The organism is Synechococcus sp. W65.1, assembly GCF_047461615.1.
Classification (GTDB): domain Bacteria; phylum Cyanobacteriota; class Cyanobacteriia; order Thermostichales; family Thermostichaceae; genus Thermostichus.
Genome location: NZ_JANSHI010000005.1, coordinates 24,761 through 48,535, shown reverse-complemented (window position 1 = coordinate 48,535; position 23,775 = coordinate 24,761). Strand labels below are relative to the sequence as shown.

Genomic DNA, 23,775 nt, shown 5'->3' with positions numbered 1-23,775 from the left:
AGAGAACGAACGCTTTCACATAGCTTAACATTTCAGTTGGCCTCCTTCCAGTTGTGGCCGATTTGGATATCCACCACCAGCGGTATGGAGAGGGGCACTGCCCCTTCCATTTCTCTTTGAATGAGTGGCTGTAAGTCCTGCCATTCTGAGGGCTCTACTTCAAACACCAGCTCGTCGTGAACCTGCAACAGCAAACGCGAGCGAAAGCTCTGCAGCTTTTCCTGCAGGCGCACCATGGCCACCTTGATGATGTCTGAGGCAGACCCCTGAATGGGGGCGTTCACCGCAGCCCGCAGCTCAGCTTGTTTGCGATGGCCCGACAGCTGAGACAAATTGGGGAAATAGCGACGGCGGCCCAAGATGGTTTCCACATAGCCATGTTCTTCCACAAAGGCTTCGGTGGCGCGGAGATAGGCAAAAACACCAGCATAGCGCTCGTTAAATCGCCGCAAAAATTCCTTGGCTTCTGCCAGAGACACGCCGGCAGTGCGGGCAAAACGCTGCGCCCCCATGCCGTAAATAACTCCGTAATTGATTGTCTTGGCAAGGCGGCGTTCTTCGCTAGTTACCTCTTGTTTTTCAAAGAGCAAGCGAGCGGTAAGGGTGTGCACATCTTCCCCTGAGCGAAAGCCCTCGATGAGCGTCAGCTCTTGGCTGAGGTGGGCCAAGATGCGCAGCTCAATTTGTGAGTAGTCAGCTGAGGCCAACAACCACCCCTCCTGGGGAATGAAGGCCTGGCGAATGCGGCGGCTGAACTCGCTGCGGATGGGGATGTTTTGCAGGTTGGGGTTAGAGGAGCTGAGTCGGCCAGTAGCGGTAACAGTCTGGTTGAAGTTGGTGTGCACCCTGCCCGTATCGCGTCTTACCAGAGCTGGCAGCGCGTCCACATAGGTGGATTTGAGCTTGGCCAGAGTGCGGTACTGGAGAATCGTTTCAACAACTGGGTGATCTCCTTCCAGCTTCTCCAAAACCGAAGCATCGGTGGAGTAGCCGGTGGCTGTCTTGCGAGTTTTTCGGATATCTAGCTTTAGCTTTTCAAAAAGCAGGGATCCCAGTTGCTTGGGAGAGTTGAGGTTAAAAACCTCGCCTGCTTGGGCGTAGGCTTTCTGCTCCAGAGTCTGCAGCTCTTTCTCCAGTTCCTGAGAAAACTGCTTGAGAAACTCAGTGTCAATGCGGATGCCGACCCACTCCATTTCTTCCAAAACGTGAGCCAAGGGCAGCTCCACCTGGATAAAAAGATTCCAGAGGCGTGGGTCAGTTTGCTGTAGCTTTTCGGTGAGGATGGGCACCAAACGATAGGCGCAGTAGGCGTCGGTTCCGCAATATTCTGCCACTTTGGGGATAGGCAGATCGGCAATGGAGTCTGCTTTGCCCAGCAGCTTTTCATAGCTGGTGGTGGGTAAATTTAGATAGGTAGCTGCCAAATCAGCCAAGTTGTGGCTAGCTTCTGGATTGAGCACATAGCTAGCCAACATGGGATCAAATTGGATCCCTTGTAGGCGAATGCCATGAGCGCGAAAAATACTGAGATCATACTTGCAGTTTTGCAGGCTTTTGGGGCGACTGGGATCCTCCCAAATGGGCTGTAGGCTCTGTTTGACTAGGTTCCAGTCCAAGTTGGATCCCTGGCGGTGGCCAATGGGCAAATAGGCAACATCCCGCTCCGACCAACAGCAGCCAATCCCCACCAGTTGGGCGTCGCGGGGATCTAGACTCGTGGTTTCCGTGTCCCAGGCTACGATCCCGGAGCAGGCCAACAGCTCCTGCCGCAACCGCTCCAACTGCTCAGGGGTATTCACAATGCGTACCGGCGGCAGAGAAGGGGGGGGATGTGCAGCAAAATCAAACCAAAGGGCCTCGTCGTCGGCAGAGCCATTCTTTGAACCTGTCCTGGCTTCAGAGGCTTGGGCTGGGATCCCGCCCAAAGTGGCTTGCAGCTTGCGCACTTGAGCAATGAAACTGCGAAACTCTAGTTTCTCCAAAAGCGGCAGCACTTCCGCCGGGTCAAACCCGGTCAGCCTCATGCTCTCCCAGTCGGGCAAAAGGGGGACATCACAGTGAATCCGAGCCAGAAATTGGGAGTGCTGGGCTGCGGTGATCCCTTCCTTGAGGTACTGCTGGACTTTGCCAGGGATCTCCTCCAGATGGTTGAAAATCTCCTCCAAGCTGCCGTAGCGCTGTAAGAGCTCTGCCGCTCGCTTGGGGCCGATCCCCTTGACGCCGGGAATGTTGTCGGAGGGGTCACCACAGAGGGCTTTGTAGTCGACCACCTGCCAAGGCCAGATGCCCAATTTCTCTCTGACCTCTTGGGGGCCAAATTCGCTGACGCGATCTTTGCTGTTGAGATGCAGAACCCGAATTCTTCCCTCGGGGTCAATCAACTGAAAGAGATCCTGGTCGCCGCTTAAGATCTGCACCCGATACTCTTGGGGGGCAAGCCTGCAGAGCGTACCCAGAACGTCGTCAGCCTCAAAGCCGGGCACTGCCAAAATCGGAATGCGCAGCGCCGCCAACACCTGCTTGAGGTTTTCCACATCCTCAATAAACTCCGGCGGCGTTTCCGGACGGCCTGCTTTGTAGGTTTCATCGGCCTCGTGGCGAAAGGTGGGCTGCCGGGTATCAAAGGCAACAGCTATGTGGGTGGGGGGGTATTTCTCCAAGACCTCCAGTAGCGATTTCAAAAAGCCAAAGCTGACACTGGTCGGGATCCCGGTGGAGGTGCGCAAGCCCCCCTCGCGGCTATGGGCAAAGGCGTAAAAAGAGCGGTAGGCCAGGGAGTGGCCATCGACCAAAAGCAGCCTCGGAGGGTGGGAAGCCATCGGCCAAGACCAACAACTGAGTCCAGCCTATCGTTTGCTGCCCCCTAGGGCCGCCAGGGAAACTGGCGAAAGTTGGGAGGACGCTTCTCCAAAAAAGCGCGTCTGCCCTCGGCAGCTTCCTCGGTCATGTAATACAAGAGCGTCGCGTCTCCCGCCAGCTCCTGCAGTCCCATCTGGCCGTCGCAATCGGCGTTGAAAGCAGCCTTGAGGCAGCGGATGGCCAGAGGACTGTGTTGGAGGATCTCCCGCGCCCAGCGGATCCCTTCGGCTTCCAGTTCCTCCACCGGCACCACCGCATTGACCAGGCCCATCTCCAGGGCTTGCGCTGCGGTGTACTGGCGGCAAAGAAACCAGATTTCGCGCGCTTTTTTTTGTCCCACCACCCGCGCCAGGTAGCTGGCCCCAAAGCCGCCGTCGAAGCTGCCCACCCTTGGCCCGGCCTGGCCAAAGATGGCGTTGTCAGCAGCGATGGTCAGGTCGCAGATGAGATGCAAAACATTGCCCCCACCAATGGCGTAGCCAGCCACTAGGGCAATCACCACCTTGGGCAGGGAGCGGATGATGCGCTGGAGATCCAAGACGTTAAGACGGGGAACCCCGGCCTCATCCAGGTAGCCGGCCTCTCCCCGCACGCTCTGATCCCCGCCGGCGCAGAAAGCATACTTTCCATCCGTATGGGGCCCGGCGCCCGTCAAGAGCACGACTCCAATACTGGGATCCTCCCGCGCATCCAGAAAGGCATCAATCATTTCGACGATGGTCTTGGGGCGGAAGGCATTGCGCTTGTGGGGCCGGTTGATGGTGATCTTGGCAATGCCATCCGTCTTCTCGTAGAGGATGTCTTCGTAGAGCTTGGCCGTCTGCCACATGGTGTCCAGAGTCCCGACTGCCCTCCCATTATCCCGCTAGGGGGTGGCCCGGAGGAGGGATCCCAACAGCCCTTCCAGGGTGTACTCCTGAGCCACCACATCTACCCGCCCTAAGACCTTCTTGCAGGTTTCCGCCGTTTTGGGGCCGATGGCAGCAATCTGTACCGGTGGATCCCAGACTTCAGGGCCTAGCCCTGCCTGGCGCAGGAGATGGGCAAAATGCTGCACTGTTTTGGAGCTGGCAAAGGTGAGAATATCCACCTGGCGGGTCTTTAGGGCTTCCAGGACTTGGGGATCCGCCGCTGCCGGACAGGTCGATTGATAAGCGGCCACCTCCACCACCTCGGCTCCGCGTTGCCGCAGCCCTTGCACCAGCTCCTCCCGGCCTCCAGATTCGACGCGGGGAAAGAGGATGCGCTGCCCCTGCACCGGCTCCGGCCAAATGGGCAGCAAGGCTTCGGCCACAAACTCGGAAGGCATCAAATCTGGGCGGATGCCATACTGAGCCAGCACCGCCGCCGTTTTGGATCCCACCACCGCCACTTGCAGGGAGTGGAGCGCCCGGCTATCTCGCCCCTGCTGCTGCAGCCGCTCGAAAAAAGCCTGCACCCCATTGGCCGAAGTCAGCAGCAGCCAGTTGAACTGTTGCAAGTTGGCAATGGCGGTGTCCAGGGGATCCCAACTGCTAGGAGGCTGGATCACCAGGGCAGGCATCTCCACCACCCGCGCCCCCTGAGCCCGCAGCAGCTCGCGAAAAGCCGGCGACTGCCCCTCAGCACGGGTGACCAGCACCGTCTTGCCTGCCAAAGGAGCCGGTGGCGGCAACGGTGGGATCCCCGGCAAAAATTCCTGCCGCAGCCGCACCACCTCGCCCACTACCAAGAGCGCCGGCAGCTTCTCCCCAGCTTCTAGCTCTCCTCCTTCCCCTTGCTGCAGCTCCGCCAAGGTGCCCACCCAAACCCGCTGCTCCGCCTGCCCCGCCCCCCAGATCAGGGCCGCCGCTCGCTCCGGCGGGATCCCCGCTGCCATCAACTGGGCCGCAATCTGCTGCCGCTGCCGGGATCCCATCAAAATCACCAGCGTATCCAACTGGGCCAGAGCGCCCCAGGGCAGAGCTTCCAGCTCATGGGCAGTCAGCACGGCAAAGGCGCGGCTCAGGTGTTTATCGGTCAACGGGATCCCAGCCCACAAAGGGCCGGCTAGGGCCGACGACAAGCCTGGCCAGATCTCAAACGGACAGCCTGCCTCCCGCAGGGCCTGCACTTCCTCACGGGCGCGGCCAAAGATCAAGGGATCCCCCGACTTGAGGTGGACCACCTGCTTGCCTTCTCGGCAGCGCTGGATGAGCCAGCGAATGCCCTCCTGCAAACCCGCTTCTCCGGAACGTCGCCACACCTGAGCCTGCGGGGACAACTCCGCCAACAAGCGCTCGTCCACCAGCTCATCCACCCAAACCGCCTCGGCCTGCCGCAGGATCTCCAGCGCCCCTTGCGTCAGACCCGCCCGCCCGCCCAGCCCCGCTCCCACCAGATACACCTTGCCCATGGGGATGTGCTGCTGTCTTTGGTCTCAACTATCCCATCCTGCCGCAAAAGCAGGATCTTAGCCCCCTCTCTCCAATCTTCCAGCTAGGCTAAGAAGAGCCCTGCCCCTTGACGGAAAAGCGTGGAAGCCCATGGCGAACGCTGTTGCAAAGCCTTGGCCGCGCCGGCAGTTTCTGGCTGCTGGAGCTGCTCTACTGGCGGTGGGAGCGGGATCCCGCCAATCCCGGCCTCTGCGGCTAGTAACCAACTGGTATGCCCAAGCCGAACACGGCGGCTTCTACCAAGCCCTGGCCCTGGGCATCTACGCCGACTACGGCCTGCAGGTAGAAATCCGCATGGGGGGAGCAGCGGTCAACGTGCTGCAACTCCTGGCGGGGGGAGCGGCGGACTTTGTTCTTGGCGGCAGTCCTGACGCCCTGGCTGCCCTGCAATCCGGGATTCCAGTGCTCACCGTGGCTGCCTTTTTCCAAAAGGATCCCCAGTGTCTCTTGGCCCATCCGGGGGTGGGCATCGAGCGCCTAGAGGACTTGCGGGGCAAGCCCATTTGGGTCTCGCCAGGGGCCAACCTCACCTACTGGCCTTTCTTGCGGGCCAAATTTGGCTTTAGCGACAGCCAAAAGCGCCCCTACAACTTCAGCCTCACCCCCTTCCTGCTGGACAAGTATTCCGCCCAGCAGGGCTATGTCACCTCCGAGCCCTTCCGCGTGCGCCAGGAGGGCGGTTTTGATCCCGTTGTCTTTCTCTTGGCCGACTACGGCTATTCCCCTTATGCCACTACCTTGGAGACCACCCGCCCCTTTGCCGAACAGCACCCTGACCAAGTGCGCAAGTTTGTGGCCGCCTCCATTGAAGGGTGGCAAAGCTACCTAGAGGATCCCCGCCCCGGCAACCGCCTCATCCGCGAGGACAACCCCAACATGAGCGAGGCCCTCTTGGCCTACGCCCACCAGGCCCTAAAAGACTACGGCCTCCTCACTGCCGGCGACGCGGCTACCCTGGGGATCGGCGCCATGACCCACCAGCGCTGGCAGACCTATTTTCAGGAAATGGTTGCCCTGGGAGTCGTCGAAGCTGGCTTGGACGTCCAGCAAGCCTACACCCTTGACTTTCTTCCTAGCCAGATTGCCTAATCACCGCCAAGCTTGGCGGCCACCAGTGGGGCAGAGGGTCGTTGCCATCCAAGCCGATAGCGTTGGCCATAGCCTGCAAGCTCTGGGGAACCAAAATGGATCTGGAGGGGGGATACTGGCGGGCTTCTTCTTGGTGCTTTCAGGACGGGATCTAGTCTGCGTACAGACCACCTCTCAACCGCTTTCTCCTCGGCGCCGCCCAGCGGCTGCACAGCTGTGAAGGATGGGTTCGCAAAGGCCTCTCCCACGATGAGATTTTGGATCGGCTTACCGTCAGGGTATCCCTACCCCCCTGGCAAAAATTTCGACCCTTTGTCAAGCTTCTCTGGCCCTCGCAGTCGGCAAGCGCCCAACTAACTGGCCCCTGGGATTGCAATTGCTAAGAAAGTTAGCTCTCCTTGGGATCCCCGCGTAATATATTTTTTCACACGCTCCCCGCCAAATTCGCCATCCTGAAAATAGGAGCTATCTCAAGCTTTGAGAGTTGGCAAGGGGAGAGAAAAAATGGAAGCCCGCGAACGTAGCCAAATCATTGCTTCGGAGTGGATGATCGACAGCCAAAACCCGGTTCACTCTATCTCCCGTCTGAAGCAGCGGGGAACCTACTCCGACATCACCCTATGGTGGCTGGTGGTGCAACTCAACCTGATGGAACACAACTCTATTCCTTCCGATCCTCGCTAGAGTTAACACCCCCAGCAGGGTTGAAGACATCCTCCCCCTCAAGTCCAAGCTCAAACATTAAAAAAAGCAAAAGAAGAGCTGAAAAGTACCAGCTCTTCCTGTTAAGCAAGCCGCAAAGTTCTCAGTTGCGGGTGGGCAGCGCTGCTACCTGAGCTGGTTGCGCTGGCAAAAGGGGCCGCTGGGCAATTTCCGTTGCCAGGGCACTGCGCAAGTGGGCTGCCACCGCCACCGTTGTCACATCATAGCTCTGGATAGCCAAACGTGGGTAGAAGCCAATGCCAAGAATTGGCAAGAGCAGGCAGAGGGCCACTGCCATTTCCCGCGGGCGCAGATCGCCCAGGTACTCTTCCAGCACCAGGCTGGGATCCGAAGGGCCATAGAAAGTCTGCCGCAGCAGAGAAAGCAAGTAGACAGGCGTCAAGATAAGACCCACTGCCGCCAGCAGCGCCACCCCTGCTTTGAAGGCTGGTGCATAGGCATCGCTGGTGGTCAAGCCCAAAAATACCGTCAGCTCGGCCACAAAGCCGCTCATCCCCGGCAGCGCCAAAGAGGCCAAAGCTCCTGCCGTAAACAGGGCAAAGGTCTTGGGCAGTTGCTTGGCCAATCCTCCCAACTTCTCCAGAAAAAGGGTGTGGGTGCGCTCATAGGTGATCCCTGTTAGGAAGAAGAGCACCGCCGCGATCAGCCCGTGGGAGATCATCTGCAGCAGAGCACCATTAAGCCCCAGCTCCGTAAAAGTTGCCATGCCAATCAACACAAAGCCCATGTGGGCAATGGAGGAGTAGGCCAGCCGCCGCTTGAGGTGGTTTTGTCCCAAGGCCGCCAGCGCCCCATAGATGATGTTCACTGCCCCCAGCACCGCCAGCACCGGGGCAAAGTACACGTGGGCCTCCGCTAGGAGATTCGCGTTTAGGCGGATGAGGCCATAGCCCCCCATCTTGAGCAGTACCCCGGCCAGGATCATAGAGATGGGCGCCGAGGCTTCGCTGTGGGCATCGGGCAGCCAAGTGTGGAGGGGAAAAATCGGGAGCTTGACCCCGAAGGCCATGAGGAAAGCCGTATACGCCAAGATCTGCAGGGCCAGCGGGTATGACTTAGCACCTAGCTCTGCCATCTCCAGGCTAAAGCCCTCGCCAGCAAAGGCCATTGTCAGGGATCCCACCAAGATAAAGATCGAAGCAGCAGCGGTGTAGAGGATGAACTTAGTGGCAGCATACTGGCGCTGCGGCCCGCCCCAGATGGCGATGAGGAGATAAACAGGCACTAGCTCAATCTCCCACATCAAGAAAAAGAGGAGCAGATCCTGCGCCAAGAACACACCCACCTGGGCGCCGTACAGGAGCAGCAGCAAAAAGAAAAATAGACGCGGCTTGTAGGCCACCTCCCAAGCTGCCACAATCGCCAGAGTCGTAATCAAGCCCGACAGCAGCACCAGCGGGAAGGACAGGCCGTCCACCGCCAGCGACCAGTGGAACCCGATCTGGGGCACCCAGGCGTAACGCTCGGCCAGTTGCAGCGAAAAATCCCGCAGGTCGTAGTGCCACCCAAAGATGTAGGCCATCAGGCCCAAATCCAAAGCCCCCACGGCAAGGGCATACCAACGCGCCCAGCAGCTCTGGGGAAGCAGGGGGATCCCGAAGGCACCCAGCAGTGGCAGCAGCACCAGGGCCGACAGCCAAGGAAACTCAAGAGGACTGCTCATGATTGAGAATAGGTACTTATACTCAACATCTCAATGATATGAAGCTATGTAAACAAATGGAAAGCGACCTTTACAAAAAAATCTGCGCAAGAGCGCAGACCTGGACAAGGTTTCTCTGATGGTAAGCATCAAGGCTTGGCAAGAGAGCGGCGATGGCGGCCCGAGGGCAAGCTGCGCTGCCCCAATGCCTAGCTACTCATCTTCGGCAAAAACAAAGCGGTGCAACTCGTCTAGGGTGGGCTCTGGGCTTTCCAGGGCAAAAAGGACTGCGTCTTCCACTACGGCGCTCACTTTCTCGTGAATGGCCTGGAAGTCCGCCTCAGTCATCAAGTTGTGTTCCAAGGCGTAGCGCTCCAGGCGTTTGATGGGATCCCGCTGCCGCCAAAATTCCTTTTCTTCGGGGCTGCGCAGCTCGTCGGGGTCAGCCAAAGAATGGCCGCGGAAGCGGTAAGTGAGGCACTCCAGGAGAGTGGGGCCTTCTCCGGCACGGGCGCGGGCGATGGCCTGTTCAGCTGCTTCCCGCACCGCCAGCACGTCCATGCCGTCTACTTGGTAGCCAGGCATGCCAAAGGCTGGGCCCTTGAGGTAGATGTCGGTTACCGAAGTGGCACGCCTGTGGGCCATGCCAATAGCCCAAAAGTTGTTCTCCACCACGTAGACGATAGGCAACTTCCAGAGGGCGGCCATGTTGAGACATTCGTAAAATTGGCCGTTGTTGCAGGCCCCATCCCCAAAAAAGCAGACGGTTACCTGGTCAGTGCCGCGGTACTTGGCCGAAAACGCTGCCCCTGTAGCCACAGGGATCCCTTCGGCCACAAAGGCATAGCCTCCCAAAAAGTTGTGCTCTGCCGAAAACAGATGCATGGAGCCGCCCCGACCCTTGCTGCAGCCAGTGGCCTTGCCGAAGAGCTCCGCCATCACCGCTCGCGGCGGGATCCCAGCGCTGAGGGCATGCACGTGATCCCGGTAGGTGCTGCAGATGTAGTCGGTGGGCTTGAGCGCCTTGATCACCCCCGTGGACACAGCCTCCTGCCCGTTGTAGAGGTGCACAAAGCCGAACATCTTGCCCTTGTAGTACATCTCGGCGCACTTGTCCTCAAACAGGCGGCCCAGCACCATGTCTTCGTAGAGCATTCGAGCCTCTTCGGCGGAGATGCGGGGACTAGCCACGGGAGGGGTAAGTTCCTGAACCATTCTGAAATTCAATTGAGGGTAACCCGTTCTTGCGGCTTTTCAATTATCCCACGCTCAGGAACACCTGCGATCCCGCCAACTGGAGATCGCGGGGGATCCCAGCGGTAGACTGAAAGGTTAAGGCAGGAGGCATTGCCGTTGCAGCAGCCACGTCGAAGTCAAAACTCCGTCCCGCTGAGGCGAAGGCCGCAAGAGCAGGCACCCTGGCAAGGGTCTCGGGCGGCTGGGATCTCTCCCCCGAACCGGAACGGCTGGCCAACATAGCGGGGTGCGCCTATGGGAGCCCGTTGGGTTAGCGGTTTCGTGGCGGTGCTGTTTGCCCTGACGGTTACCCTGCTAGGGGGCTGGTACTTCACGGCAGCCCTTGGGCTGATTATTTTTCTGGCCCAACTGGAGTTCTTTCGTCTGGTGCGGGCTAAGGGCAATGCGCCGGCCATGCGCACCACCATGTTTTCCAGCCAGGTGCTGGTGATTTTGCAGCAGGTCAAGCCCGAGTGGACCAGCCCTGCCTTTATCGTGGCGGGATCGATCATCTGTTTTTATTTGCTCTTTAAGCCCAAGGTGGCCACCATTGCCGATATTGCCACCTCGATTTTGGGGTTGTTCTACTGTGCGTTGCTGCCCAGCTTCTGGATTCGGGTCAGGGCCTTGTCTTTTGCGCAAGGGCTGGGCGAAGGGCTATGGATTACGCTGCTGGCCATTGGCTGCGTGATCGCTGCCGATGTAGCGGCCTACCTGTGTGGTCGGGCCTTTGGGCGCACCAAGCTCTCCATCCTCAGCCCGAAAAAGACGGTGGAAGGGGCGGTAGCCGGGATTGCCGCCAGCATGACCCTTGCGGTGGTTGGAGCCTATTACCTGGGCTGGCCGTGGAGCTGGTTGAGTGGGGGCATTCTGGGGTTTTTGATTGGGTTAACCAGCCTGCTGGGAGATCTCACAGAATCTCTGATGAAACGGGATGCAGGGGTGAAAGATTCCGGGGATCTAATCCCGGGCCACGGTGGCATCTTGGATCGGGGAGACAGCTATGTGTTCACCGCGCCACTGGTGTTTTACTTCATGGAATGGCTCAACGCTTACTCTGGGCTCTAGAGCCATCTCGTAAGCCTGCCAAAACCCAAGAACGCACACCAGTTACAAGTGGAGGAGTCCTCAATTCAAAATGGCTTGGCACTGGGGAGCCTCTAAAAACTCGTCCGGCGAAATGAAAATGAGGTATCCTGGAGGCGCAGTCACAGGCACGAACCCCTCCAAGTTCAACTCGGTTTCGTCGTAAACCACCAGTTGGGCGTAAACCGCCAGTGGCTGATCCAGTTGGCTGATACTGAAAGTGTGTTTGTATACCTCGAGAATGCGGGCTTTTCGCTGGATAATCTGGGGGGTTTCTACTTCTAGTTCAGAAGGGGTTGAGGGGCTATCTAGGCCAGAGATGAGCTCTCCACTTCGACCGACGAGAATTGCCTCCAGGCTACCGGGCTTTCTTGCACCTACAAAGCAAAAGCCGTAGTCAGAGTGCGGGGTAAAATACAGGCCTATCAGGGGTAGTAGAGGCGGCCAGGATTGTTCATCCGGATGAAGGCGAGCACTGAAGCAAGCTTCATAACCTGCCAGAGAGCCTGGTTCAAAAGGCTCCCCACGACAAAGTAGGATGTCTCTCTCTGATCTCTTCCAGTCCTGTTGCGCCAAGGCAGGGATCCCAGGGGATAGAGCCATCAGGGCCATCAGTACCGTTGCCGTCAATGATCTGGACATAACGCCGTACCCAAAGCTGAGGATGGTAGTACCCTAGCTCGGAATCCCTCTCTAGCTGTGTGATCGGGGTCAAGACCGATGGGCCACTCTACCCCGAAGGGCAAAGGGTTGAACTGCTACTCTATAAAGTGATTCATCAAAGTGATTCATCCTTCTCAGCCGTTGGCCTATCCTCCCTATGACTGCTGCACCTTCCCTCGCCAACCTGCCCAGCCAGTACAACCCCTTTGAGACCGAGCCCAAGTGGCAGCGCTTTTGGGAGGAAAAGGGGTTTTACGTGGCGGATCCCAAGGCGCCGGGGGAAGCCTTCAGCATGGTCCTGCCCCCGCCCAATGTTACGGGCAGCCTGCACATGGGCCATGCCTTTGCCTTTACCCTGCCGGATGTGGTGGTGCGCTACAAGCGCATGCGCGGCTACAACGTCCTCTGGCTGCCGGGCACGGATCATGCCAGCATTGCCGTGCACACCATTCTGGAAAACCAACTGCGCCAGGAGGGCAAGAGCCGCTTTGACCTGGGCCGCGAGGCTTTTCTAGAGCGGGCCTGGGCCTGGAAGGAGGAGTCGCAGGGCACCATCAAAAGCCAACTGCGGCGGCTGGGCTTGTCGCTGGACTGGACACGGGATCGCTTTACCCTCGATGAGGGGCTGAGCCGGGCCGTTACGGAAGCCTTTGTCCGCCTCTACGAAGCAGGGCTCATCTATCGGGGCGAGTATCTGGTCAACTGGTGTCCGGCCACCCAGTCAGCGGTCTCCGACATCGAGGTGGACAACAAAGAGGTCAAGGGCCACCTCTGGCATTTCCGCTACCCCTTGGCCGCCGACCCCAGCCAGTACCTGGTGGTGGCCACCACCCGCCCTGAGACGATGCTGGGGGATACAGCCGTGGCGGTTAACCCCCAAGACGAGCGCTACCGCCATCTCATCGGCCAGTTCATTCGGCTGCCCATCAAGGATCGCCTTATCCCCATCATTGCCGACGAGTATGTGGATCCCACCTTTGGGTCTGGATGCGTCAAGGTTACCCCAGCCCACGACCCCAACGACTTTGAGATGGGCCAGCGCCACCAGTTGCCCTTGATCAACATCCTCAACAAGGACGGCACCCTCAACGAGAACGGGGATCCCTTCACCGGCCTGGATCGCTTTGTGGCCCGCGAGAAGGTGGTGCAGTGGTTTGCCGAGCACGGCCTGCTGGAGAAGGTGGAAGAGTACACCCATACCGTGCCCTATAGCGACCGGGGGGGTGTGCCCATTGAGCCTTTGCTCTCCATCCAGTGGTTTTGCGATGTCTCGGGGATGGCAGCTCGTTGCTTGCAGGAGGAGCGGGAACACCACAACCCCCGCTTTATTCCGGAGCGCTGGACCAAGGTTTACACGGGCTGGCTGGAGAAGCTGCGCCCCTGGTGCATCTCGCGACAACTGTGGTGGGGGCACCAGATCCCAGCCTGGTATCCGGTCATCAACGGCCAGCTCCCTGAGGATCCCCAGGTTTTTGTGGTGGCTCGCAATGAGGAGGAAGCCTGGATCAAGGCGCGGGAGAAGTTTGGTCCAGAAGTTGAGCGGCTGGAGCGGGATCCCGATGTTTTGGACACCTGGTTTAGCTCGGCTCTGTGGCCCTTTTCCACGCTGGGCTGGCCAGAGGAGACGGAGGACTTCAAGCGCTACTACCCCACCTCCCTGATGTCGACGGGCTTCGACATCATCTTTTTCTGGGTGGCCCGCATGGCCATGATGGGGGTGCAGTTTACCGGCCAGATCCCCTTCAAAGATGTCTACATCAACGGCCTGGTGCGGGACGAGCACGGGGCGAAGATGTCCAAGTCCAAGGGCAACGGCATCGATCCCATCGAGCTCTTGGACAAGTACGGCACCGATGCCCTGCGCTACGCTCTGGTCAGGGAAGTGGTGGGGGCCGGGCAGGATATCCGCTTGGCTTACGACCGCAAGACCGGCGAGAGTGCCAGCGTGGAGGCAGCCCGCAACTTTGCCAACAAGATCTGGAACGCCTCCCGCTTTGTGTTGATGAACTTGGAGGGACAGACCCCCGCCCAACTGGGATCCCCTGTCCCGGAAGCGCTGGAGCTGGCCGATCGCTGGATCCTCTCCCGGCTGCACTCCACAGCCACCCAAGTGATCGAGGAGCTGGAAGCCTACGGCCTGGGCGAGGGGGCGCGGCTTCTGTACTCCCTAATTTGGGACGACTTTTGTGACTGGTACATCGAGCTGGCTAAACCCCGGCTGCGGGGAGAAGACCTGGCCTCCAAGCGCACGGTGCAGCAGGTACTGGCCACCGTGCTGGAGACCATTCTGCGGCTGCTCCACCCCTGGATGCCCCACGTCACCGAAGAAGTCTGGCAACTGCTTACCCAGGCTAACCAGACTACTTCCATCTCGGTGCAGCCCTATCCCACCCCTGACCCCAGCTGGGTTAACCCCCAACTGGAGCGAGAGTTTGGCTTGGTCACCCAAGTCATCACCAGCCTGCGCAACCTGCGAGCGGAAGCTGGCCTCAAGCCCCATCAAACCATCGCCGCGCTGCTGGTTACCGAGGATCCTGAAGAGCAGCGGATTCTCACCGCCGCCCAGGCCTATATCCGCGAGCTGGCCAAGGTTGAGTCGCTGGAGATTGCAGGATCCCTAGCCACGGAGCCCAGGCAGGTGGCGGCGGCCGTGGTGGGCACGGTGCAGGTGCTGGTGCCCCTGGCAGGGCTGGTGGACGTGGAAGCGCTGCGGGCCAAGCTGCAGAAAGACCTAGCCAAACTGGAAAAAGAGGCCCAAGGGATCCGCACTCGCCTGGAAAACCCTACCTTCTTGAGCCGCGCCAACCCCGAAGTAGTGCAGGCTAGCCGCAAGCAACTGGCGGAGCTGGAGGCCCAGAGGCAGCTCTTGCAGGCCCGCTTGGAGAAGCTGGGCTAGGGGTAGGGCTTGTCCGGCCAGGGATCCGTCAGGTCGGCGGTCAAGGGATCCCAGTCCCATCCCCAGTCGCGGGCAATGGCTTGGGTAAGGCCCAGCTGTCCATGGCCAGGGTAGCGGGCTAGGGACACCAGAAGATCTACCAGTTGCTCGCCGCTGGGCATGCGGCCAAAGATGTGCAGCCCGTCCCGGATTTGGGATTCTTTGAGCTCGCAGAGATAGCCATCCAGGCGGTTCCAATCTTCCTCTTTTTCCAGGTTGAACTGCTGATCCAGGTGCTCTGAGCGGACCAGCTCCTCAATCTGGGCGCGAATGAGGGGACAGCGGCTGGGATCCAACTGTTGGGCCTGCACGTACTCATCCATTAGCCGTTCCAACTCCGCCAAGGGGCCGTACAGCTCGGCGCGGGTGAGGGGCGGGGTGAGGTGATCGATAATCACGGCTTGGGCTCGCCGCTTGGCCTGGGATCCTTCCCCTGGATCGTTGACGATAAAAGGGTAGAAGTGGGGCAGGGGCCCCAGGGCAATCTCGGGGTAGCAGGTAGAGGAAAGGGCGGATCCCTTGCCAGGCAGCCATTCTAAGTTGCCGTGCTTGCCCACATGCACCACCGCCTGCACGCCAAAGACCTGCCGCAGCCACAGGTAAAAGGCCAAGTACTCGTGGGGGGGCACCAGATCTGGGGCGTGGTAGTTCAAAGAAGGATCCCGGTCGTAGCCCCGCGGCGGCTGGATGCCGACAAAAACGTGCCCTAGCTGCAGTCCCACCACGGGAATATCCTGAGAGGGCGGATCCCCCCATTGCCGGACGAGGTCGGTTTGGATGGGCTCCGGCAAGCGGGCAAACCACTCGCGGTAAAGGGCGGCGGAAAGGCATTGCCGAGCCGGCCGCAGGGATCCCAGCGGGTCATAGGTTTGGCTTTGGGTTAGCCAGCCAATCAACTCATCGCCGCTCTGGGGGATGGGGCCCACTTGGTAGCCGTTTTCCTTCAGGGCCTTGAGGATCTCGACACAGCTAGCTGGCGTATCCAACCCAACTCCATTGGCCAGGCGTCCATCCCGACTGGGGTAGTTGGCCAAAATCAAAGCCAGTCGCCGCTGGGGAGGGGGAGTGCGCCGCAGTTTTACCCAGTTGGCTGCTAGATCGGCTACAAACTCCACCCGATCCGGCACAGCCTCATAGGCCACGACTTCCGTTTGCAAGCGGGGATCCCGCTGTTGAACAGCTTTAAAGGAAATGGCGCGGCTAATAATGCGCCCATCCACCTCGGGCAAAGCCACATTCATGGCCAGATCCCGCGCCCCCAAGCCCCGCGTCGAGTCCTGCCAGCTCTGCCGGGGTCCACTGCTGAGGATGACCTGCAAAACGGGCACATCCAACTCCTGCCATAGTTTCACATCGGGCTGCTGGCTGTCCAAGCGCGCTAGCGAAAAACTGGTGGTATTGAGCAACACCTCAATCTGGCCGCCAAAGTGATCCCGAAGGGCTTGAGGCAAGTCCGGGTCTTGAAGGCTATAGGTGTAAAGGCAAAAGGGCTGCAACCCCCGCTCCAGCAGGGCTCTGGCCAAAGCATCGATGGGCTGGGTGTTTCCCGCCAGCACATGGGCCCGGTAGAGCAAGATCCCCACCTTGGGAGCTGGGGAAGGGGCCGGCAGAGCGACAGGAGGGTGGTAGACCCCCAGGCGAGGCAACACTTGAGGATCCGGCACGGGATATTGGCGCCCCAAAAATTCCCTGACTAGAAACAGCAGACAGGCCGCCACATTCTCCGCTCCCCCCTCCAGCCAGTACCGCCACACCCGATCCGCCACCCCTAGAGGCACAGTGGAATGGCTCACCAGATCCCAATCAGGGCGATCATCGCCGGGAATGACAATTAGGGTGGATCCCGCCTCGGCTGCCACCTGTTTGGCCACCTCTAGGCCGTAGCTCCAGTAGGCCCTTCCCCCCAGCAGGCGAATGAGGATAACTTGAGCTTGCTGCAATACCTTCTCGGCGTAGTCGTCGATGCTCAGGGGCTGCTGCAAGTGCAAGAGATTGGCAGCCCGCACCTCCGGGAAGTCTTGGGGCAAGAGCGAAAGAGCTGCGCTCAAAGCGGTGAGATCCGTATCGGCTGCCGAAAGAACAACCAGGGGAGCCGGATCCTGCTCCAGAAAAATAACCCCGGACTGGGTGGGATCCCATCCTCCGGGCAAAGCTGCTATTCGGTGCATGGCCTAGCGCTAGGTGACCCTCATGAAACCTTTCTCAAGGTACGTCCTGACTAGCGACTGTACTTGAGCACAAAGACATCTTGACCGCCAGCGCTCGACTGGCCGGGAAGGGCTCCCTCAGTGTATCCCGCTACCCAAACGTTCCCCTGCCCATCGACAGCAACAGACTCAGCCCCCTCATCCGCAGGGGTTCCGAACTGGCGGATCCACTCGGTTGAACCCAAATCGGTTGAACGGCTGGCTAAACCTAAATCGATTGGAGAGAAACTGCAGGCTCCCCAGAAAGTTGAACCAGCAAAAGAAGTTAAGGCTCCTAAAAGAGCTATCCTAGACACCCTTTTTTCATCTCTCTCAAGTTCTCCCCTTGCAACCAAAGCCGCACCGCCTAGAGCCTAGCACGGCGTAGCTTTCTGCAGCTGACACCTGTTTAGCTGTGAGATCTGTATCGGCTGCCGAAAGAACAACAAGGGGAGCCGGATCCTGCTCCAGAAAAATAACCCCGGACTAACGACCGTACTTGCGCACAAAGACATCCTTCATCCCAGCATGGGACTGGTCGGCAAGGGATCCCCAGGTTACGCCTGCCACCACGAGGGTGCCCTCTTGGCCTACAGCAATGGCCTGGATCCAGTCGAAGTCGGCGCTGCCGAACTGATGGCGCCAGAGCTCGCCGCCGTTGGTCTCGTAAAGTCGGACAAAGGCGTCGCTGCGCCTCGAGGAAGACCCCTGCGTGTGGCCTGCTACCCAAATCCTTCCACTCCCATCCACAGCAATGGCTAGGACGCGCTCCCCTTGCCCACCTGCAAATTGGCGGCTCCAGAGCTCGTTGCCGTACAGATCGTACTGATGGGCGAAGACCTCATAGGCCTTGGACGGATTCTTGCCCTGGGCGTAGCCTGCCACCCAAACCTTCCCCTCCCCTCCCACGGCCACGGAAAGAGCGCCGTCGCCTCCTCGGTGGGAAAACTGGCGCATCCAAACCTGGTTGCCACTGGGATCGTGCTTGCAGACAAAGCCACCGGCTCTTGCGCGGTCGTGGACGAATCCGGCTATCCAGAGGTTTCCTGCCCCATCGGCAGCCAGGGCAGCGACCTGCTGGTGGGCTCCCAACTCGCGGACCCAAAGCGGCTTGCCGTTGGCGTTGTACTGGCGCACAAAGCTCTTGCCTGCCCCTGTTCCTGCAACCCAGACGTTGCTCTTGCCCTCCACAGCGATGGCAACGACTTGGTCAGGCCCAGCGCTACCCAACTGCTGCGTCCAGAGCTCTCTGCCTTGGGGATCGTACTTGCGCAGGAAGATGTCTTCTTCGCCGGCATTGCTGTAGCCAGGGAAGGCACCGTGGGTCATCCCTGCCACCCAGGCATTCCCCCTCCTGTCCACTGCCAGGGCAACAACCTCGTCCGAAGCAGGGGTACCAAACTGCCGCGTCCAGAGCTCTCGGCCCTGGGCGTTGTACTTGCGCAAGAAAACGTCACTGCCCCCCGCAGAACTTTGGCCAGGAAGGCTTCCTTCGGTGATCCCTGCCACCCAGACATTCCCCTGCCCGTCCTCAGCAAGGGCGCGCGCCTCGTCGGAGGAAGGGGTGCCAAACTGGCGAGACCAAGGACCAGGATCCCGGCCACAGGCAGCTAGAAGCGCTGAGCTGGCAAGAGCCACACCAGAGAGAACCACCTTACTCAGCGCTTGCTTCCTGCCCATAGGCCCAGGCCGGCGCTTGGCAAAGGAACCTGTCCTCTCGATAGAGTAGCTATCCGCCTCTCTCCCCGCAACAGCCATGGCATGTCTGGGCAAGCTGGGGCAGGTGAACTCCAGGTGTCGCCGCACGGCCACGGCCCAAGGGTGGGTTTCACGTTCGATGGGCGGGCGGGGCGGATGAAGCTATGGCGAATGGGCTTGCGACCTGCAGACACGTCCTCAAAGCGTCCTGCTCAACGCTGACGTGACGCATCTGGGGATGTTGGGAAGCCTCCTCCATAGATGCTGGGGTAGAGGCAACAGCAGGCCATCTGCCCTTTCGGAAGGGCTTTGGCCAGGATCCCTAGCCAGCGCAAGTTAGGTTAGTTGCGGAGCTCAATCGTGACGTTGGCTAACTGCACATCGTCGTAATCCACCCACGCTCCACCCTGCTGGCTGAGGGGGTTACCTCCTAGCGGCAGTAGAATTTGCAGGGATCCACCAAAAAGAGGAATACTGACACGGGGGCCGCTGACGATCCCGCCTGTCTGAACCCAAGTTTTGCCAGTGCGCAGCGTTACGGTGTTTGAACCTAGGCGCAAGTGCTGTAGCGGCAGAGGGATGCGCAGGTCGTCTCCTCCTAGCTGAACTTGCTCAACTTCCACCCCATTCAGAAGGACTTGTAGAGGGGACATATCGGCGGTGGGGATCCGAGATTGGCCAGCCCGATAGGCAGCGGCAGTATCCAACCCAATCAGGGATCCAATCCGCAAAACCGGTGGGCGAGGCGGCAGGCGTTCCAAGGTGAAGGAGCGGGTCATCTCTACCGCTTGGGCAGGCCCTAGAAACCGGCTGGCAGCCGCCGACTCAGGCGAATACCGGTTATCGCCTAGGCGAATGACATTGGCCTCCAGCACCAGCGTAGTGTTGGGATCCCAGCGCTCCAACTGCAACTGCAGAGGTCGATCCCGGCCGATCTGTCCGTTGCCTGTGCTCTGGGAATAGGGCAAATAGTTCTCCAGCCGCGCCACCAAAATCTCTTCTGCCGGCAGCGGCCCTGGCAGGCGAAACCGCCCCTGGGCATCGGTGCGCACTGCAATCCCTGCCCCTGGGATGGCTACCTCCACCCCAGCCAAGGGCTGCCCTGTGAGGCGGTCCACCACCTGCCCAGAGTAGGCAGAATCCAACTGCACCTGTCCGGTGGGAGCTTCCGTAGCTGTCTGAAGGCGCTGCTGCAGAACCTGCCAATCGGCTTCCGTAATCCGCCCGTCCTGATCGACATCGGCAGCCAGGATCTGGTTGTCAGTCAGCCCCCGCTCTCCCCGCAAATAGGCCCCCAACAGGTTGCGATCCTGCACCGTCAAACGGCCATCCCCATCCAGATCGCCCGGTTGAAAAGGCTGCGCTTGGGCAGAAGCCACGCCTGTCCAAGCTAGAGCAAGGGATCCCAGCAGCAAGAGAGAAGGGGCTAGAGGGGAAACCCTAGACATCGCAACTTCCCCGGCGAGAGCTCCGGAAGGGGCTCCTTATGTTTTTTTAGCCCAGTTCATTTTCTCCCAGTTAGAACTGGCAGAGCCGGAGCAGAGTACTCTCGAGCCCAATTTTGCTTGCCTTTGGCTGCAGGAGCCAAAGACTTGATGGTAGGATAGCCGTGGTGACTTGCCGTCCTATGGCTCGATATTCTTGCACTGCCCAGCTTACGGGCTCGGCCGAGCAGTTGAGCGAAGCCATCCGCGCCCTTCTGGAGCGTTGCCAGCTCACCATCCTCCACCACAGTCCTGACTACTGGGTGGCTGGCGAGCCCCCCGGAAAAAACCCCTACACCAAGCTGGTAACCGTGGAAGTGTTGGTGGATCGCACTGGCCAAGGCCCCGACGGGCCTGTTCAGATAACTTGCATTGCCAAAAACGAAGAGCTGCCCCTGAGAAGCGTCAACCACTGCCAACAAACCTTTGCCCAATTGAGGGCAGAGCTAGCCCAGTTGCAAGCCCAACTTGCTGCCCAGCGGAAAGGCGCTATACAATAGCGGGGCTGAGTTGCTTGCCTCCTATGGCACGTCGCTGCCAACTGACCAACAAAAAGCGCAACAACGCCTTTGCCATCTCCCACTCTCACCGACGCACCAAGCGCTTGCAGGAAGTAAACCTGCAGTGGAAGCGCATCTGGTGGGAAGAAGGTAAGCGGTTCGTTCGTCTGCGTGTCTCCACCAAGGCCCTGAAAACCCTTAAGACCAAAGGGCTAGGAGCTATGGCCCGCGAGGCTGGCATCGACCTCAACCAATTTTAAGGTTTGGGATTCCGACCTCTCAGGGCCAACCTAGGATTTGTACCCAGCCTACAGCAGCCCAAACAGCTTGCGCGACTTAGGCCTTAGTCCTGCCAGCAGCGTGGTGAGAGTGTCCCGCTGGGTCAGCTCGTTGGTGCCGCTGGCGTGCTCAATCAAGAACTTGCGCATTTCCTCGGAGAGCTTGGCGTCGGTAAAGTCGGCGCCGACAAAGCTGGCCCCTTCGATTTGGGCTTCTTGCAGGTTGGCTCCCACCAAGAGGGCTTGGTCGAAGTTAGCCTGTTGCAGCTGACAACAAGCCAGGACTGCCTGCGAGAGGTTGCAGCGAAATAGGTTGGCTTGGCGAAAGTCAGCGGCAAAAAAGTCGCCTCCCGTTAGGTTGGCAGCCACCAAGCTGGCCTTATGAAAGATGGAGTGGCTGAAGTGGCCTTCCTGAAAGCTGCTTTTGTCCAGCTTGGCAGCGGTGAAGTTGCTATAGTCCCCTATAGCCTGGCTAAAGCTGGATCCCCGCAAATCTGAGGCAGCAAAATTGGCCCGCTCCATCTCGGCGCGGCGAAAGTTGCACAGCCGCAGATCCGCCTGCTGCATGCTGAGCGAGCGCAGGTTGGCCCGCGTCAAGTTGGCCTTGGGCATCCGAATGCGGTCGAACAGGCCCCGCGAGAGGTAAGCGCCTTCGAGGTTGGCACCCACAAGGGAACGTCCCTGCCGCAGGGCTTCCAGCAGATCCCGCGTAGTTTCAATGCGAACCGGCTCCAAGGGTTGAGAAGAAGGAGCACTCACGGATGGGCTATTCCTCACAAACTGAACCAGAAACCCGGTCAACCTAGCCGAGGATGGAGGGCTAACTAGGAATTCCATTTATCAAGCTAACGTTTGCGCCGCTTGCTGAGGTTAAGAGGATGTTAATAAAGCCAGCCCTGCTGAATTCGCTCAGATTTATTGCATACTCGGGGCAGCCTTTTGTTTGCGAACCCTAACCACCCATGCAGGTAGCCTTTATCGTCGATCCGCTGTCCCAGTTGCAGGTAAACCACGACACCAGCATTGCCCTGATGGAGGCGCTACAGCGACGAGGACACCGCGTTTTCTGTCTGGAATTGGGCGATCTCTACTGGGATCAAGGGGAAACGTGGGGGTCGGTATCCGAAATCGTGCTGGATCTAAAGGCGGATCCCTGGTATGAGGTCAAAGAACGGCGCCTGGTGCCCTTGAGTCATATGCAGGCGGTATGGATGCGCAAGGATCCGCCGGTGGATACGGCCTATCTCTACGCCACCTACCTCTTGGATCACCTCCCTCCCAGCCGTACCCTAGTGCTCAACCATCCCGCTGGCATCCGCTCGGCCAACGAAAAGCTCTACGCCCTGCAATTTAAGGAGTGGATCCCGCGCACCTGTGTTAGCAGCAATAAGGCCTTGCTCCGCCAATTTGTCGAGCAGGTAGGGCAGGCAGTGCTTAAGCCTCTGGGCGGCAAAGGGGGAGAAGGGATCCTACGGCTCACTGCCGGGGATCCCAACCTCAATTCCCTCATCGAGCTGAGCACTCAATTTGGCCGGCTGCCCGTGATGGTGCAAGAGTATTTGCCCCAGGCAGCAGCGGGAGATAAGCGCATTTTGTTGCTGGAGGGAGAACCTTTAGGTGCAGTCAACCGCGTCCCCAGCGAGGGAGATTTCCGGGGCAATGTGGCTGCTGGGGGTCGGGTGGAGAAAACTGAGATTACCGAAAAGGAACGGGCTCTCTGCGCAGCCTTGGCGCCAGTACTGCGCCAGGAGAAACTCTATTTTGTAGGCATTGACGTGATTGGCGAGCGGCTGACGGAGGTTAACGTTACTAGCCCAACCATGTTGCGGGAGATCAGTCAGTTGCAGGGAGTTGATCTGGCTAACCAAGTGGCCGAGTGGCTGGAGAAAAAGGTACCTGTTAAAACCTAAGCTAGCGTGCCCTTCAACGTTGTAGGGCCAATAAAAAGGGCCCCCAAGGGGGGCATGTCGCGACCGGCCAGCGACCTACAAAGCTCTAGAGCAATATAAAGACGCGCTCCATTAATGGGTGGCTTTGAACACCGCTTTGATCAAGTACTAGGATCCCAGAAAAAAAACTCGGTCCCAGCAGACATCATCTTTTTTTTAGATTCTGCTCCTAGGGGGAGGGTGACTCGGGATCGGCTGCCGACTGCTCCCGCCCCAGCCAGCGCCAAGTGGTGGGCAGCAGGGCTGCGGCCAGCGCACACTTCAGTAAATCCCCGGGAATGAAGGGAAACACCCCCTTGCTGAGCACCGCCAAGGCGGAGGTGGGTCCAACATTCTCGTTCAGCCACACCCCCAGCCAAGTAGCTCCCAGAGCGTAGATCAAAGCCGAGCAGGAGAGCATTGCCGCTGCCATCTTCCAGGGACTGCGATCTACCCCCCAGCGCTCCACAAACCAGCCCATTAGCCCTGCGGCCAAGGGAAAAGCCAGCAGGTAGCCTCCTGTTGCCCCCGCTAGGTGTCTGAGCCCAGAGCCGCCGCCGCTGAAGAAGGGCAATCCCAAGAGCCCCTCCAGCAGGTACAGCAGCAAGGCGAGAAAGCCCAGCCTGGCCCCAAAGCCTGCTCCCACCAGCATTACCCCAAAGGTTTGTCCAGTGATGGGCACCGGTGTAAAAGGCAGAGGGATCCTCACCTGCGCCAGAGCTGCTACGAATAGACTCCCTCCCACCACCAGCAGCAGATCGCGAATGCGAGAAGAACGGGGCAGAAAAGTCTGGGCCAAGGGTAGGTAACTCGCAGTCATAGAGCACCTGGAGTGTCGAGACATGAAAGTCAGTATAGGGGAATGCAAAGGAGAGGGCAAGTACACACTAACCCTTTCCTAAGGCATTCGCGCTTGGGCAAGTACAGCTTGGGGAATAACTCACAAACGCAGCAAAGCATCACTTGGAAGCAACAAGAAAAGGGCATTAAGCCCCTAAAAATAGCTTCCCCTTTCAGCAAATAGCTAGCCTTTGATACACAGAATTGGCTTTAA

The 23,775-nt window shown here is 59.2% G+C and carries 20 protein-coding genes; 7 read left to right on the top strand and 13 right to left on the bottom strand.

What is annotated here, in order from left to right; all coding sequences use genetic code 11:
• Positions 1-32: 32 nt before the first annotated feature.
• The 3 genes from polA to cobA are packed head-to-tail and all read right to left on the bottom strand — an operon-like array spanning position 33 to position 5,233.
• The gene (polA, locus tag NW806_RS03995; RefSeq protein WP_414410111.1) at positions 33-2,819 is read right to left on the bottom strand and encodes a DNA polymerase I; all 2,787 of its coding nucleotides are present in this window, start codon (positions 2,817-2,819) and stop codon (positions 33-35) included.
• A 44-nt stretch (positions 2,820-2,863) separates the two neighbouring features.
• Positions 2,864-3,688, bottom strand: a complete 825-nt coding sequence (gene menB, locus NW806_RS03990; RefSeq protein WP_414395320.1) for a 1,4-dihydroxy-2-naphthoyl-CoA synthase — start codon at positions 3,686-3,688, stop codon at positions 2,864-2,866.
• A gap of 36 nt (positions 3,689-3,724) precedes the next feature.
• Positions 3,725-5,233, bottom strand: a complete 1,509-nt coding sequence (cobA, locus tag NW806_RS03985) for a uroporphyrinogen-III C-methyltransferase (protein ID WP_414410110.1) — start codon at positions 5,231-5,233, stop codon at positions 3,725-3,727.
• A 130-nt stretch (positions 5,234-5,363) separates the two neighbouring features.
• Here cobA and NW806_RS03980 point away from each other — a divergent pair, with 130 nt between their 5' ends.
• Both NW806_RS03980 and NW806_RS03975 read left to right on the top strand, forming a co-directional pair.
• Positions 5,364-6,362 carry an ABC transporter substrate-binding protein gene (locus NW806_RS03980; protein WP_414410109.1) on the top strand — a complete coding sequence of 333 codons (999 nt, stop codon included), beginning with the start codon at positions 5,364-5,366 and terminating at the stop codon, positions 6,360-6,362.
• Between the two features lie 504 nt (positions 6,363-6,866).
• Positions 6,867-7,046: a hypothetical protein gene (locus NW806_RS03975; protein ID WP_414395327.1), complete on the top strand. Its 180-nt coding sequence runs from the start codon at positions 6,867-6,869 to the stop codon at positions 7,044-7,046.
• Positions 7,047-7,167: 121 nt separating this feature from the next.
• Here NW806_RS03975 and NW806_RS03970 read toward each other — a convergent pair whose 3' ends face one another.
• The 3 genes from NW806_RS03970 to NW806_RS03960 form a co-directional block, all read right to left on the bottom strand.
• On the bottom strand, positions 7,168-8,748 hold the full coding sequence (locus tag NW806_RS03970) for an NAD(P)H-quinone oxidoreductase subunit 4 (RefSeq protein ID WP_414410108.1): 1,581 nt from the start codon (positions 8,746-8,748) through the stop codon (positions 7,168-7,170).
• A gap of 192 nt (positions 8,749-8,940) precedes the next feature.
• Positions 8,941-9,942, bottom strand: a complete 1,002-nt coding sequence (pdhA, locus tag NW806_RS03965) for a pyruvate dehydrogenase (acetyl-transferring) E1 component subunit alpha (protein ID WP_414410107.1) — start codon at positions 9,940-9,942, stop codon at positions 8,941-8,943.
• A 43-nt stretch (positions 9,943-9,985) separates the two neighbouring features.
• On the bottom strand, positions 9,986-10,204 hold the full coding sequence (locus tag NW806_RS03960) for a hypothetical protein (RefSeq protein WP_414410106.1): 219 nt from the start codon (positions 10,202-10,204) through the stop codon (positions 9,986-9,988).
• A gap of 14 nt (positions 10,205-10,218) precedes the next feature.
• On the opposite strand from NW806_RS03960, the gene NW806_RS03955 reads away from it, so the two are divergent.
• Complete coding sequence (locus tag NW806_RS03955) at positions 10,219-11,031, top strand: phosphatidate cytidylyltransferase (RefSeq protein ID WP_414410105.1); 813 nt, start codon at positions 10,219-10,221, stop codon at positions 11,029-11,031.
• A gap of 60 nt (positions 11,032-11,091) precedes the next feature.
• On the opposite strand, the gene NW806_RS03950 is transcribed toward NW806_RS03955, so the two are convergent.
• On the bottom strand, positions 11,092-11,691 hold the full coding sequence (locus tag NW806_RS03950; protein WP_414410104.1) for a hypothetical protein: 600 nt from the start codon (positions 11,689-11,691) through the stop codon (positions 11,092-11,094).
• Positions 11,692-11,869: 178 nt separating this feature from the next.
• Between NW806_RS03950 and NW806_RS03945 the strand changes: the two genes are divergently transcribed.
• Positions 11,870-14,608, top strand: coding sequence for a valine--tRNA ligase (locus tag NW806_RS03945; protein ID WP_414410103.1), 2,739 nt, complete (start codon positions 11,870-11,872; stop codon positions 14,606-14,608).
• Here the strand turns inward: NW806_RS03945 and cobN are convergent.
• The 4 genes from cobN to NW806_RS03925 all read right to left on the bottom strand — a co-directional run bounded on the left by cobN (position 14,605) and on the right by NW806_RS03925 (position 19,979).
• Positions 14,605-16,815, bottom strand: coding sequence for a cobaltochelatase subunit CobN (cobN, locus tag NW806_RS03940; RefSeq protein WP_414410102.1), 2,211 nt, complete (start codon positions 16,813-16,815; stop codon positions 14,605-14,607). The genes NW806_RS03945 and cobN overlap by 4 nt on opposite strands.
• A 50-nt stretch (positions 16,816-16,865) precedes the next feature.
• On the bottom strand, positions 16,866-17,150 hold the full coding sequence (locus NW806_RS03935; RefSeq protein ID WP_414410169.1) for an SBBP repeat-containing protein: 285 nt from the start codon (positions 17,148-17,150) through the stop codon (positions 16,866-16,868).
• A 169-nt stretch (positions 17,151-17,319) separates the two neighbouring features.
• The gene (locus tag NW806_RS03930) at positions 17,320-18,471 is read right to left on the bottom strand and encodes an SBBP repeat-containing protein (protein WP_414410101.1); all 1,152 of its coding nucleotides are present in this window, start codon (positions 18,469-18,471) and stop codon (positions 17,320-17,322) included.
• A 401-nt stretch (positions 18,472-18,872) separates the two neighbouring features.
• Complete coding sequence (locus NW806_RS03925; RefSeq protein ID WP_414410100.1) at positions 18,873-19,979, bottom strand: dockerin type I domain-containing protein; 1,107 nt, start codon at positions 19,977-19,979, stop codon at positions 18,873-18,875.
• 179 nt (positions 19,980-20,158) lie between these two features.
• Here NW806_RS03925 and NW806_RS03920 point away from each other — a divergent pair, with 179 nt between their 5' ends.
• Both NW806_RS03920 and rpmB read left to right on the top strand, forming a co-directional pair.
• Entirely contained in the window at positions 20,159-20,515 is a 357-nt protein-coding gene (locus NW806_RS03920; RefSeq protein ID WP_414405094.1) for a hypothetical protein, read from the top strand.
• A 23-nt stretch (positions 20,516-20,538) separates the two neighbouring features.
• Positions 20,539-20,775 carry a 50S ribosomal protein L28 gene (rpmB, locus tag NW806_RS03915; RefSeq protein WP_414395357.1) on the top strand — a complete coding sequence of 79 codons (237 nt, stop codon included), beginning with the start codon at positions 20,539-20,541 and terminating at the stop codon, positions 20,773-20,775.
• 48 nt (positions 20,776-20,823) lie between these two features.
• Here the strand turns inward: rpmB and NW806_RS03910 are convergent, their stop codons facing one another.
• On the bottom strand, positions 20,824-21,552 hold the full coding sequence (locus NW806_RS03910) for a pentapeptide repeat-containing protein (protein ID WP_414410099.1): 729 nt from the start codon (positions 21,550-21,552) through the stop codon (positions 20,824-20,826).
• A 203-nt stretch (positions 21,553-21,755) separates the two neighbouring features.
• On the opposite strand from NW806_RS03910, the gene gshB reads away from it, so the two are divergent.
• A complete protein-coding gene (gene gshB, locus NW806_RS03905) occupies positions 21,756-22,703 on the top strand; it encodes a glutathione synthase (RefSeq protein ID WP_414395361.1) in 948 nt (315 codons plus the stop codon).
• 208 nt (positions 22,704-22,911) lie between these two features.
• Here gshB and NW806_RS03900 read toward each other — a convergent pair whose 3' ends face one another.
• On the bottom strand, positions 22,912-23,541 hold the full coding sequence (locus NW806_RS03900) for a biotin transporter BioY (RefSeq protein WP_414410098.1): 630 nt from the start codon (positions 23,539-23,541) through the stop codon (positions 22,912-22,914).
• Positions 23,542-23,775: the final 234 nt, after the last annotated feature.